This window comes from Streptomyces mirabilis (genome assembly GCF_039503195.1).
In the GTDB taxonomy this organism is placed as follows: Bacteria; Actinomycetota; Actinomycetes; order Streptomycetales; family Streptomycetaceae; genus Streptomyces; species Streptomyces mirabilis_D.
In genome coordinates this window covers 9,643,341-9,655,639 of sequence record NZ_JBCJKP010000001.1, presented here as the reverse complement: position 1 = coordinate 9,655,639, position 12,299 = coordinate 9,643,341, and the positions used below count along the sequence as shown (strand labels likewise).

Annotated in this window: 13 protein-coding genes and 1 pseudogene; 8 read left to right on the top strand and 6 right to left on the bottom strand. The window is 70.7% G+C overall.

Features of this window, described 5'->3' with window-relative positions:
• Positions 1-179: 179 nt before the first annotated feature.
• Positions 180-1,139 carry an SDR family NAD(P)-dependent oxidoreductase gene (locus AAFF41_RS43815; protein ID WP_319751059.1) on the top strand — a complete coding sequence of 320 codons (960 nt, stop codon included), beginning with the start codon at positions 180-182 and terminating at the stop codon, positions 1,137-1,139.
• A 13-nt stretch (positions 1,140-1,152) separates the two neighbouring features.
• On the opposite strand, the gene AAFF41_RS43810 is transcribed toward AAFF41_RS43815, so the two are convergent.
• Positions 1,153-1,986 (bottom strand): alpha/beta fold hydrolase, encoded by an 834-nt coding sequence (locus AAFF41_RS43810; protein ID WP_319751060.1) that lies wholly within the window; start codon positions 1,984-1,986, stop codon positions 1,153-1,155.
• A 115-nt stretch (positions 1,987-2,101) separates the two neighbouring features.
• Entirely contained in the window at positions 2,102-2,467 is a 366-nt protein-coding gene (locus AAFF41_RS43805) for a MerR family transcriptional regulator (protein WP_097287776.1), read from the bottom strand.
• Between the two features lie 91 nt (positions 2,468-2,558).
• Here AAFF41_RS43805 and AAFF41_RS43800 point away from each other — a divergent pair, with 91 nt between their 5' ends.
• Both AAFF41_RS43800 and AAFF41_RS43795 read left to right on the top strand, forming a co-directional pair.
• Positions 2,559-3,038, top strand: a complete 480-nt coding sequence (locus AAFF41_RS43800) for a hypothetical protein (protein ID WP_343325824.1) — start codon at positions 2,559-2,561, stop codon at positions 3,036-3,038.
• 309 nt (positions 3,039-3,347) lie between these two features.
• Entirely contained in the window at positions 3,348-3,899 is a 552-nt protein-coding gene (locus AAFF41_RS43795) for a DUF3455 domain-containing protein (RefSeq protein WP_319751062.1), read from the top strand.
• A gap of 25 nt (positions 3,900-3,924) precedes the next feature.
• On the opposite strand, the gene AAFF41_RS43790 is transcribed toward AAFF41_RS43795, so the two are convergent.
• The gene (locus AAFF41_RS43790) at positions 3,925-5,307 is read right to left on the bottom strand and encodes an ROK family transcriptional regulator (protein ID WP_343325823.1); all 1,383 of its coding nucleotides are present in this window, start codon (positions 5,305-5,307) and stop codon (positions 3,925-3,927) included.
• A 169-nt stretch (positions 5,308-5,476) separates the two neighbouring features.
• Between AAFF41_RS43790 and AAFF41_RS43785 the strand changes: the two genes are divergently transcribed.
• Genes AAFF41_RS43785 through AAFF41_RS43770 form a run of 4 tightly spaced genes read left to right on the top strand, consistent with a single transcriptional unit; the run spans position 5,477 to position 10,083 of the window.
• Positions 5,477-6,793 (top strand): ABC transporter substrate-binding protein, encoded by a 1,317-nt coding sequence (locus tag AAFF41_RS43785; protein ID WP_319751064.1) that lies wholly within the window; start codon positions 5,477-5,479, stop codon positions 6,791-6,793.
• A gap of 14 nt (positions 6,794-6,807) precedes the next feature.
• On the top strand, positions 6,808-7,809 hold the full coding sequence (locus AAFF41_RS43780; protein ID WP_343325822.1) for a carbohydrate ABC transporter permease: 1,002 nt from the start codon (positions 6,808-6,810) through the stop codon (positions 7,807-7,809).
• Positions 7,802-8,695: a carbohydrate ABC transporter permease gene (locus AAFF41_RS43775; protein WP_143604123.1), complete on the top strand. Its 894-nt coding sequence runs from the start codon at positions 7,802-7,804 to the stop codon at positions 8,693-8,695. The genes AAFF41_RS43780 and AAFF41_RS43775 overlap by 8 nt, the downstream gene beginning before the upstream one ends.
• Positions 8,696-8,724: 29 nt before the next feature.
• On the top strand, positions 8,725-10,083 hold the full coding sequence (locus tag AAFF41_RS43770; RefSeq protein ID WP_319751066.1) for a GH1 family beta-glucosidase: 1,359 nt from the start codon (positions 8,725-8,727) through the stop codon (positions 10,081-10,083).
• Positions 10,084-10,161: 78 nt separating this feature from the next.
• Here the strand turns inward: AAFF41_RS43770 and AAFF41_RS51925 are convergent, their stop codons facing one another.
• Positions 10,162-10,293, bottom strand: a complete 132-nt coding sequence (locus AAFF41_RS51925; protein ID WP_388414287.1) for a hypothetical protein — start codon at positions 10,291-10,293, stop codon at positions 10,162-10,164.
• Between the two features lie 94 nt (positions 10,294-10,387).
• Positions 10,388-10,752 (bottom strand): annotated as a pseudogene (locus tag AAFF41_RS43760) (reductase); the annotation flags it as partial.
• Between the two features lie 249 nt (positions 10,753-11,001).
• On the opposite strand from AAFF41_RS43760, the gene AAFF41_RS43755 reads away from it, so the two are divergent.
• Complete coding sequence (locus tag AAFF41_RS43755; protein ID WP_343325821.1) at positions 11,002-11,094, top strand: PAS domain-containing protein; 93 nt, start codon at positions 11,002-11,004, stop codon at positions 11,092-11,094.
• Positions 11,095-11,322: 228 nt separating this feature from the next.
• Here AAFF41_RS43755 and AAFF41_RS43750 read toward each other — a convergent pair whose 3' ends face one another.
• On the bottom strand, positions 11,323-12,216 hold the full coding sequence (locus tag AAFF41_RS43750) for a DUF3626 domain-containing protein (protein ID WP_319751067.1): 894 nt from the start codon (positions 12,214-12,216) through the stop codon (positions 11,323-11,325).
• Positions 12,217-12,299: the final 83 nt, after the last annotated feature.

The window sequence follows — 12,299 nt, the reverse complement described above, 5'->3', positions numbered from 1 at the left end:
CATCGGTGCCCACCACAGACGGCCCCGACCGAGATTCCCCCGTCCGGTCGGGGTCTTTCCATGTCTGGCGCCCTGTCCGGCCCCCGCTGTGCGCTGCTCCCCGGCCTGCGATGCTGCCCCCGCCGTGGGCGGCGGCCTCCGCTTGACTTCGAGTGCTCTCCAATCCGTAGCGTCGGAACATGACCACTGCACAGCACAAGATCGGCTCGGGGTTCGGCGCCCACAGCACCGCCGACGACGTCCTCCAGGGCGTCGACCTGACCGGGAAGCTCGCGATCGTCACCGGCGGGTACTCGGGGCTCGGCCTGGAGACCACCCGCGCGCTCACCAAGGCGGGCGCCCACGTCGTCGTTCCGGCGCGCCGCCCGGCCGCGGCCCGGGAGGCGGTGGAGGGCATCGAGGGGGTCGAGGTGGACGAGCTCGACCTCGGCGACCTCGACAGCGTCCGCGCCTTCGCCGAACGCTTCCTCGCCTCCGGCCGCACCATCGACATCGTCATCGACAACGCCGGGATCATGGCCTGCCCGGAGACCCGCGTCGGTCCCGGCTGGGAGGCCCAGTTCGCGACCAACCACCTCGGCCACTTCGCGCTCGTGAACCGTCTGTGGCCCGCGATCGAGCCGGGCGGCGCGCGGATCGTCTCCGTCTCCTCGGGCGCTCACCACAACTCGGGGATCCGCTGGGACGACGTGCACTGGCGCACCGGCTACGACAAGTGGGAGGCGTACGGACAGGCGAAGACCGCGAACGTCCTGTTCGCCGTCCACCTCGACCGGCTCGGCCGGGAGTCCGGCGTCCGGGCCTTCGCCCTCCACCCCGGCGGCATCCTCACCCCGTTGCAGCGCCACCTCGCCAAGGAGGAGATGGTGGAGCGCGGCTGGATCGACGAGGACGGCAACCCGCTGAACCCGTCCGGCTTCAAGTCGCCCCAGGAAGGTGCGGCGACCCAGGTGTGGGCCGCGACCTCGCCCCAGCTGGCCGGCCTGGGCGGGGTGTACTGCGAGGACTGCGACATCGCCGAGGTCGCCCCGGCGGACGGCGAGCGTACCGGCGTACGCGACTACGCGATCGACCCCGAGCAGGCCGCGCGGCTGTGGACGCTGTCGGCGGAGCTGACCGGGGTGAACGCGTTCGCGTGACGCGCCCGGGGCGTCAGTCGCGGGCCGTGAACTCCCGCAGATCCGCGAGGAGTTGTTCCGCGTGCGTGGCGAAGAGGCCGTGGCCCGCGTTCTCGTAGACCTTGAGTGTGCCGTTGGGGAGCAGTTCGGCCGCCCGGCGGCCGGTCAGGTCCAGCGGCGCCGACGTGTCGTGGGTGCCGTGGACGACCAGTGCGGGCAGGTCGAGCTTGGCCAGTTCGGGGGCGACGTTCAGGGTGGCCGCGAGGTCTCCCAACGCCGCCCCGCCGCGCGCGGTGGCGCCGTGACAGCGGTTGATCATGGACTGCACATAGGCCGGGGAGAGTTCGTTCCCGGGAAGGTCGAGGGCGAAGAACGAGCGGGCCCCGTCCACGAAGAAGGCGGCCCGGTCGCGGCGGAAGACCTCGTTGCCGGCCTCGACGACGCCCGGGTCGATGCCCTCCGGATGGTCCGCGGACCGGACGGCGCCGGGCGCCATGCCCGCGACGAGTGCCACCCTCGCCACCCGCTCGACGCCGTGCCGGGTCAGACAACGTACGACTTCCGCGGTCCCGATGGAGTGCCCGACCAGTGTCACCCCGGACAGGTCGAGGTGGCGCAGCAGCCCGTCGACGTCGTCGGCCAGAGTGTCGAGGTCGAACCCGCTCCACACGTCGTCGGACCGGCCGTGGCCGCGTCGGTCGAAGCCGACGCACCGGTAGCCCTCCGCGGCGAGCGGCAGCATCTGGTACTCCCACATCTCCGTGCCGAAGTAGGCGCTGTTGACGAACACGATGACCTGCCCGGTGGCGGGACCGTAGTCGACGAAGTGCAGTCGGGTGCCATCGACGGGGCTCTCGAAGTACGGCATGGGAAACCTCCCGGAATCCGGTGGCGGGACGAGTGGGTACGTCCTTCATGGTTCCGGAGCGCCGGGGCGGGGTCGATTACCCCCGAGGTCATGCCTGCGCGTGTGTGCCCTGTGGTCAGCTCGGTCGGCCCATGGGCCGCAACGGGCACCCGGTGTCGACGCGCGTGGCCAGTTCGGCCCGCAGGGTGGCGAGTTCGGCCATGCGGGCGTCGATGACCTGGATCTTCTGCTCGAACAGCACGGACAGCGCCTCCGCGGAGTCCGGCGCCTCCCGCAACTCCTCGCCGTGCCGCGCGATCTCCGCGAGCGAGAATCCCAGCGTCTGCGCGGTGCGGACGTACTGCAACCAGGGCACCGCCTCGGGCGGGAAGTCGCGATAACCGTTGGCCAGCCGCCGACCCGTGACGAGGCCGACCTTCTCGTAGAACCGAATGGTGTCCCTGCTCATGCCCGCCTGCGCGGCGAGCTCTCCGATACGCATGTCCCTCCATCGGACGGCGGGCTTGACCTTGGACCGTACTCCACTGTTTAGCGTGAGGCGTCGCTGCCCCGAGACCAGTTGGAGCCTCATCGTGATCCGGACCCTCGCCCCCGAACGCCCCGCCTATCTTCGCGCCGTACGGGCAAGCGCCTGGTACGACCTCGTCGTCACCGCGGGCTTCGCGACGCCGTGGACGTACGCGCTGGTGCACGATGCGCTGTCGTCGTCGGGCAACGCGCTCGGGCTGGGAGCCCTGCCCGAACTCGACCCGGTGCAGACCCTGTACGCGAATCTGATGGGCTCGGTCGTGGTGGTCTGGGCCGTCCTGCGCATCGTCCGGCCGCTGCCGGTGCACGGACTGCTCGACGGCGTCGCGCGCACGCTGTTCGCGGCGTGGCAGGCGTACGCGCTGGCCCACGGTGCCATGCGGCTGCTCTGGCTGTTCTTCGGCGTCGAGGTGATGTTCGGCCTCGTCCAGTTGGTGCCGTGGTGGCGCACTCGGAAGACGAACCTGTTGAGCACCGAAGCCGGCCCGGCCGTTGGGCATCCACTCCCCGCAGAGGGCCGGTGACACCCGTCTTGAGGCACATGCGCCGGCGCCCCGAGTACGCGGCGGTGTGCCCGGCCACGTGCCCCAGAGACCCTCGTGGAGCCGAGACCCGTACGGCGATACTCCCTACTCGTCATCGCGTCGACGATCCCGGTACGGGCGGGAACGGCCCTCGGTGATCCCGCCAAGGACGCCGTGGCTGTCGCCCGGTCCGGCACGGCCGAAGAACGCCGAGGAACAGGGCGTTGCCGTGTGCGCACCGACGACAGCCCGTCCAGCCACCGCGGTGCCACTCGACCTCGTTCAGAAAACGTTCTGGAGACACATCCGATGAAGCTCGCCAAGCGTCTCGTCCTCACCACGACAGCTGTCGCCGCCGTGAGCGCCGGCACGCTGTTCAGCGCGACGGTCGGCCAGGCCGCGACCTCGCAGCCCGGCCGCACCGGCGTCGACGCTCCCGCCGCACTGAAGGTCCCCGACGGCAACCGGCTCACCGGCGTCTTCTCGGCCGCGGGCGTCCAGACCTACACCTGCGCCGACGGCGTCTGGAAGCTGCTGGAGCCCGCCGCCACCCTGTGGGCCAAGAACGACCGCTCCCACCGCCCCGTCGCCCTCCACTCCCGCGGCCCCGTCTGGGTGTCCACAGTGGACGGCAGCGCGGTCAACGCCGCCGCCATCGCCAACTCCCCCAAGACCGGCACCATCCCCGAGCTTCTCCTGCAGTCCACCGCCACTCGCGGCACCGGGGCCTTCGCCGGCGTCTCCTACGTCCAGCGTCTCGACACCCACGGCGGCGTCGCGCCCTCCACCGCCTGCACCGGTACCGACCAGATCAGCGTCCGTTACTCCGCCACCTACGCCTTCTACAAGCCCGCCAAGTGATGCGGTGGGGAGCGACGGCCGTGGGTCAGTGCGGGGCGCGCTCCTCCAGGGCGGTGCGCCAGGCCGGTGAGGGGCCCTCGCTCACCGGCTCGGCGCGTCGGCCGCCCCGCGCGAAGAAGTCGGCGAGCGGCAGGATCGCGGCGCCGACGGTGACCGCGTCCGGGCCGAGCCGGCCGAGGTCGATGGAGACACGCTCGGCCGGGTAGCGCAGGGCGTACGAGGCCGCGTACCGGCGGACGGCGGGCAGAAAGCGGGTGCCGAGCTGGAGGCCCGCCCAGCCCCCGATCAGGATCCGCTCGGGCTGGAAGAGGTTGATCAGGTCGGACAGGCCCGCGCCCAGGTACTCGGCGGTCTCCTCCAGGACGGCGAGCGCGACGGGGTCGGGCTCGCCGCCCTCCTCGGCCGGGTAGGCCGCGGTGAGCATCGCGGTGAGCGCGGTCTCCTCGTCGGCGCCCTCGGGCGGGCGTCCGCCCTCCTCGCGCCAGCGGTCGAGGAGGGCCTCCGCGCCCGCGTACGCCTCCAGGCAGCCCAGGGCACCGCACCGGCAGCGGCGCCCCCTGACCCGTACCGTCAGGTGGCCCCACTCCACCGAGCGGCCGTGCTCCACGTCCTCGGTGACCAGACAGGCGCCGACGCCCGAGCCGAAGAGGACGACGACCGCGTTGCGCGCGCCGCGTCCGGCGCCGAACCACATCTCGGCCTGGCCCAGGGTCCGGGCGCCGTTGTCCGCGAAGTACGGGACGGTGTCGGGGAGTTGGCAGGCCGAGCGGAGCAGGGACTCCAGCGGGACGGCGTCCCAGCCGATCGTCTGACCGTGCACCACCGCGCCCGCATCGGGCGTACGGGCGACGATTCCCGGGACGCCGATCCCGACGCCGAGCAGCCGCTCGGGAGCGATGCCCGCCTCGTCCAGCACCTCGGCGACGCCGTCCCGGATGTGCCCGACGATGACATCGACGTCGTACTCCCGACGCTTCGAGGACGGTCCGCCGCCCAGCGACGGGCCCTCCACCCGGGCCTGTCCGTCACCCTCCGACGCCCAGTCACCCGCGTACCTCGTCTGCTCCAACGGCCTCTCCGTGCGGGCGAGTTCGGTGAGGGTCAGGTCGAAGAGCTCGACGCGGACGCGGGTTTCGCCGACGTCGACGCCGATCATGTGGCCGCTGCCGGGTACGACCCGCAGCAACGTACGCGGCCGACCGCCGTCGGAGTCGACGCTTCCGGCCTCCTCGACCAGACCGTCCGCGACGAGTTCCGCGACCACGTTGCTGATGGAACCGGAACTCAGGCCGGTGGCCGGGCCCAGCTCGAAGCGGCTCAGGGGGCCGTCGAAATACAACCGTTGCAGCACGGCGGTGCGATTGCCGCGTCGCAGGTCACGCACTGTTCGTCCGTTCCGCACCGCCATGAGAATCCCTTCCGGCCCGCCCGACCTGCAAGATACCCCTGCGCGATCCCTTGACGCGACTTTCTTCCGGGTCTTAACTCACGTCCTAAATTAAGACATGAGGGTCGTTCGAGAAGTGAACGCGGGCGCCCCTCGTGGCTCTTCCTCCGGGAAAGGGACATACGCAGCCATGCGCAGAATCCGAGCCGCGGCCGCCGGTGCGGTCACCGTCTCCCTGCTGACCGCCGTGACCGCCTGTGGTGGCGGCTCGTCGACGGGCGGTGGGTCCAACGACTCGCCGAAGACGCTCACCTACTGGGCCTCCAACCAGGGCGCCAGCATCGAGGTCGACAAGAAGGTCCTCCAGCCGGAACTCGACAAGTTCGAGAAGCAGTCCGGGATCAAGGTGAAGGTGGAGGTCGTCCCCTGGTCGGACCTGCTGAACCGGATTCTCACCGCGACCACGTCGGGTCAGGGCCCCGACGTCCTGAACATCGGCAACACCTGGAGCGCCTCGTTGCAGGCCACCGGCGCGCTGCTGCCGTGGGACGCGAGCAACTTCGCCAAGATCGGCGGCAAGGACCGCTTCGTCGACTCGGCGCTCGGCTCGACGGGCGCGCAGGGCAAGGACCCGGCCGCGGTCCCGCTGTACTCGATGGCGTACGCGCTCTACTACAACAAGAAGATGTTCGCCGACGCGGGCATAGCGACGCCGCCGGCCACCTGGGACGAGCTGATCGCCGACGGCAAGAAGCTGTCCAAGGGCGGCAAGTGGGGCCTGGGGGCCGAGGGTTCGAACCCCTCGGAGAACATCCACCACACCTTCGTCTTCGCCAAGCAGCACGGCGCCGACTTCTTCACCGCGGACGGCAAGCCGGACTTCACCTCGGACGGCACGGTCGCGGCGGTCAAGCAGTACATCGACCTGATGGCGAAGGACAAGATCATCGCGCCCGGCAACGCCGAGTACGCGCAGAACCAGTCCGTGAGCGACTTCGCCAAGGGCAAGAACGCGATGCTGCTGTGGCAGTCGGCGTCCGCCAACCTCAAGTCGCAGGGCATGAGTGACAACGCGTACGGCATCGCCCCGGTCCCCGTGCAGTCCGGCACCCCGGGAACCGGTACCAACGTCAACTCGATGGTCGCGGGCATCAACCTGGCCGTCTTCAAGAACAGCCACAACCTCGACGGCGCCACCAAGTTCGTGAAGTTCATGACGAGCGACGCCGAGCAGAAGATCCTCAACACGGCGTACAGCTCGATCCCGCCGGTGAAGACGGCCCAGACGGACGCCACCTTCAACACCCCGGCGAACGCGGTCCTCAAGGACACCCTGGCCAAGAGCGCCGCCGCGCTTCCGCAGGTCGCCGACGAGTCCCAGTTCGAGACGGCGGTCGGTACGGCCGTCAAGGCGCTGTTCGCGGACGCTGCCGCGGGGCGCGCGGTGACCACGGAGTCGGTGAAGGCGGAGCTCGAGAAGGCCCAGCAGCAGATGCCTGCGAAGTGAGCGCGGACTCCCTCATGACCACCACGACCGCCGCCTCCGCCGACTCCGGCGAACGGGCGGTGCCCAAGGACTCCCCCGGGGCGGCGCGCGGGCCGCGCCGCCCCGGGCGGATCCGGCGCATCGCACTGCCCTATCTGCTGCTCCTGCCCGCCCTGATCCTCGAACTCCTGGTCCACCTGGTGCCGATGGTGATCGGCATCTTCATGAGCTTCAAGGAGCTCACCCAGTTCTACATCCGCGACTGGGGCACCGCGCCCTGGTCCGGATTCGACAACTACAAGGTGTCGGTGGACTTCAGCGCGCCCGTCGGCGAGGCGCTGCTGCACTCGTTCCTCGTCACCGTCGGTTTCACCCTGCTGTCGGTGGGCCTGTGCTGGCTGATCGGCACGGCGGCCGCGATCTACATGCAGGACACCTTCCGCGGCCGCGGTCTGCTGCGGGCGCTCTTCCTCGTCCCGTACGCGCTGCCCGTGTACGCGGCGGTCATCACCTGGGTGTTCATGTTCCAGCACGACAACGGCCTGGTGAACCACGTCCTGCACGACCAGCTGCACCTCATCGACAAGCCGTCCTTCTGGCTCATCGGCGACAACAGTTTCTACGCCCTGCTCACCGTCTCGGTGTGGAAGGGCTGGCCGTTCGCGTTCCTCATCGTCATGGCCGGCCTCCAGAACATCCCCGGGGAGCTGTACGAGGCCGCCGCCCTCGACGGCGCCGGTCTGTGGCAGCAGCTGCGCCGCATCACCCTGCCGTCCCTGCGCCCGGTCAACCAGGTGCTGGTACTGGTCCTGTTCCTGTGGACGTTCAACGACTTCAACACGCCGTTCGTCCTGTTCGGCAGGACCGCTCCGGAGGCCGCGGACCTCATCTCGGTGCACATCTACCAGGCGTCGTTCGTCACCTGGAACTTCGGCACCGGATCCGCCATGTCGGTCCTGCTGCTGCTCTTCCTGCTCGTCGTGACGGGCGTCTACCTGCTGCTGACCTCCCGAGGAAGGAAGACGGCCGATGTCTAGCACCGCGCAGACGGCGTCCCGCGCCTCGAAGGCGCCCCGCTCGCCGATGGCTCCCCCGCGGTCCTTCCTCTGGTCCCGCAGGATCTTCCTCACCCTGCTCACCGGCTTCGTCCTGGTACCGGTCTACGTCATGGTCTCCAGCTCGCTGAAGCCGCTCGCGGACGTCTCGGGGAAGTTCCGCTGGCTGCCGAGCGGGCTGACGATCCGCCCGTACATCGACATCTGGTCGACGGTCCCGCTGGCGAGGTACTTCCTGAACTCGCTGATCGTGGCGGGCGTGGCGACGGTCTGCTCGGTGGTGATCGCGGTCTTCGCGGCGTACGCGGTGAGCCGCTACAGCTTCCGCGGCAAGCGTGTCTTCACGGTGACCGTGCTGTCGACGCAGATGTTCCCCGGCATCCTCTTCCTCCTCCCGCTCTTCCTTCTCTACGTCAACATCGGCAACGCCACGGGCATCGCGCTGTTCGGCTCGCGCGGCGGCCTGATCCTCACGTATCTCACTTTCTCCCTGCCGTTCTCGATCTGGATGCTGATCGGGTACTTCGACTCGGTGCCGCGCGATCTGGACGAGGCGGCCCTGGTGGACGGCTGCGGGCCGCTCGGCGCGCTGCTGCGGGTGGTCGTGCCCGCAGCGATCCCCGGCATCGTCGCCGTCGCCGTCTACGCCTTCATGACCGCCTGGGGCGAGGTGCTGTTCGCGTCGGTGATGACCAACGACACCACGCGCACGCTCGCCGTCGGGCTCCAGGGCTACTCCACGCTCAACAACGTGTACTGGAACCAGATCATGGCCGCCTCGCTCGTGGTGAGCGTCCCGGTGGTCGCCGGGTTCCTGCTGCTCCAGCGCTACCTCGTCGCCGGCCTGACGGCCGGAGCCGTCAAGTGACCGACTCCTCATCCCCTGAAGGGACTTCCGTGACCATCGACCTTGCCGCACTCCCCGAGGACTTCCTGTGGGGCACGGCCACGTCGGCCTACCAGATCGAGGGAGCCGTCGCCGAGGACGGCCGCTCGCCGTCCATCTGGGACACGTTCTCGCACACCCCGGGCAAGATCGACAACGGCGACCACGGTGACATCGCCTGCGACCACTACCACCGCTGGCGCGAGGACATCGCGCTCATGCGCCAACTGGGCACCAATGCCTACCGGTTGTCCATCGCCTGGCCCCGCGTGGTGCCGGGCGGCGACGGCCCGGTCAACGCGAAGGGGCTCGACTTCTACGACCAGTTGATCGACGCCCTGCTGGAGGCGGGCATCACCCCCTCCGTCACCCTCTACCACTGGGACCTGCCGCAGGTGCTCCAGGACCGCGGCGGGTGGCCCGCACGCGACACGGCACACCACTTCGCCTCGTACGCGGCGGTCGTCGCGGAGCGTCTGGGCGACCGTGTCCAGCACTGGACGACGCTGAACGAGCCGCTGTGCTCGGCCTGGATCGGCCACCTGGAGGGCCGGATGGCTCCCGGCCTCGCGGATCTGGCGGTCGCGGTGCCCGCCTCGTACCACCTGCTCCTGGGCCACGGCCTGGCCGTGCAGGCCATCCGCGCGGCGGCACCGGGCGCCCAGGTGGGCATCGTCAACAACCTCTCCAGCGTCGAAGCCGCCACCGACCGCCCCGAGGACGTCGAGGCGGCCCGCCGACTGGACGGACACACCAACCGCTGGTGGCTGGACCCGGTACACGGCCGCGGGTTCCCCGCGGACATGCGTGAGGTCTACGGCGTCGAACTTCCGGAGCTGCCGGGCGACTTGGAGACCATCGCGCAGCCCCTGGACTGGCTGGGCCTCAACTACTACTTCCCGTCCACCGTCGCCGACGACCCCTCAGGACCCGCGCCGCGCGTGCGCACGGTGCGCCGCCTGGGCGTTCCCCGCACCGGCATGGACTGGGAGGTCGACGCCTCCGGTATCGAGCGCCTGCTGCTGCGCCTCACCGACGACTACGGCGCCCGCAAGCTGTACGTCACCGAGAACGGCTCCGCCTATCCCGACGTCGTGCGCGCCGACGGCACCGTCGACGACCCCGAGCGCACGCGGTACCTGGAGCAGCACCTCGCCGCCTGTGCCGCGGCGGCCGGCAAGGGCGTCCCCCTCGCCGGATACTTCGCCTGGTCGCTGCTCGACAACTTCGAGTGGGCCTATGGCTACGACAAGCGCTTCGGCCTCGTGCACGTCGACTACGAGACACAGCGGCGCACGGTGAAGGGAAGCGGGCACCGGTACGCGGACATCGTCCGGGCCCATGGGGAGCGCAGGCGCAACGCGGCCTGACGTACGTCCCGGCCCTCGCGCTGGACGCGCCTGTTCCCTCGAACGGAGCTCGCGTCCAGCCGAGGGCGAGGGACGAGGTCACCCCTTCGACGTGCGGGCTCCGTGCCGGCCGATGTCGTCCAGGGCCGCCACGAGCTGCGGGGCCACCATCGTCCGGGTCCGGACGACATCGTCGTCACCCACGGCGCGGGGCACGGTCTCGATGAGCATGATCAGGTAGAGGTAGCTGCGATAGAGGGCGAGGCGTCGGCGGGCCGCGGTGTCGAAGTCCGCGCGGCCTCCCGCCTTCCGATAGCCGGTCAGGAACGACCGGCGCCGAGTCGTCGATCCGGAAGGCTTCCCGGCAGGGCTGGACGCGGGCGAGGACGGTGTCGCCGGGCTTGACCGTGTGCAGATGGCCGGAGCCGACTCCGGTGTACGTGCCCAGGCCGGAGCGGGCCGGGGCCTCCAGCAGGGAGACCATCAGGTCGGCGTGGCCGGGGTCGGTCGCGGGTGAGGACGACACCGAGTAGTGGCGGGGCCGCAGCGGGGTGAGGAGATCGAGCAGGGCCGGCCAGTCCAGCGCGCCGCGCTGCGTGGGTCGTCCACGAGCGCCGCGAGGGCCGTTCGTTCCGGCGGGCACGGGTTGGCCGCGGCGAGGGCGGTGAGCTGTTCGGGTGTGGGTCGCTGTGTCGACGACCGGTACGCCGTGGAGGGAGTGTGTGGATCGCGGGTGCGGCGCGGTGGGGGACATGGCGCAACAACTGCCTTTCGCGGTACGGAAGTCCTGCCCTCCCAGCTTGATCGTCGGACCCGGCGCGCCCGCACCGCCTCACTGCATGATTCTGTAGTCCCCGGGGCGGGGTCGCGCTTGCCACGGCGGCAGCGGGATGGCAGGAGGCCGGGAGGTGGCGATGGACGCGGTGGCGCAACCGGGCCATGACGTTGTTCGACCGCATCCCCATGCCGGTCGCGGTCTGTGATGTGTACGGGGCGATCATCCTGGCCAATCCGGCGATGGCGGCGGAGTAGGGCGCCACGTCGAGCGGGCTGCGGCGGCGCAGGGCCCTGGACCCGTTCCGGCCGCAGGAGCCCTGGCAGATCGAGCGGATCGCCCAGGCCTTGCGGCTGCGCCGTCGCTCGCGCTATCCGGTCTCGGTGCGCTGGGAGGCGGCCGACGGGGTGCGGCGCGAGGGCGAGCTGACCGCGGACCCGGTCAGTGACTCCGTCGAGGCGAGCACCGCGCTGCTGGTCGCGCGCCTACGCGCTGGGCGTACTGACCCCCGGAGTGTGGCCGCCCGCGGCCGTGCCCGCTCCCTGAGGAGCGCCGAAGCGCGCGAGGCAGTGCCACACCATTTTCAGGTCCTGGAGTTCATGGCGGCCGGTGCGGGCGGCGTCCCCGATGATCCGGGGGTCGAGCAGGCCGTCCTCGGCGATCCGGGCGCCGAGCGCGACGAACTCCGGGCCACGGAAGTCCGGGTGGCGCCGCAGTTCCTCGAGCGGGAGCCGGTAGCCAGGGTGCCACTCCACGGGGCACGGGAGCCGCCGGGCCGTCGCCTCGACGGCCGTGCCGCGGTAGCTCGCGTCCAGGACCAGGGCCTCCATGTCCCTCGCCAGGCCGACGGGGCCGTGCACCTGCGCCTCGATGTAGTCGTTGAGCGCGTCCTGCTCGTCCGCCTCGGCCATCTCGATCAGGGACATCCCGGCGGCGACCCCGAACGCGGACGGCTCGGCCGCGCTGTCGGGATAGCAGAAGGTGGCCCGCCGCAGGGCCGCACCGGTCAGCCGGAAGTGCGAGGAGCCGAAGCGGGGCGCCGCGCCGACGCGTTGGCGCCGGAAGTTCAGTGCGCCGTACACGGGTCGTTCGTGCGGGGGTTCGGAGTCGTACGCCGCGCCGAAGATCCGGCTCTCCCAGCGCCAGCGGTCGCCGCCGGGGTGTGCGGTGAGCCCGCCGTTGCTCGTGCCCGTGACGAACTGCGAGACATACGCACCGTCCCGGGCCAGTACCTCCAGGATCGGACGCCCGCCCACCAGCCGGTCGGGGTGGAAGTTCAGGGTGATGCGCAGCGTCGGGTCCACCGCCGCACCCCGGGAGACAGCCGCCACATGGCGCAGCGCCCGCTCCTGGGGTGTGCGCCCGCCCCTGAAGTCCACGTGCCCCCTCCCCGCCCTGTTCCCGCACCTCTTCGCCCCGCTCCGGGACCCTTAAGAGATCGCTCGTCGGGCGGGACCTCCGC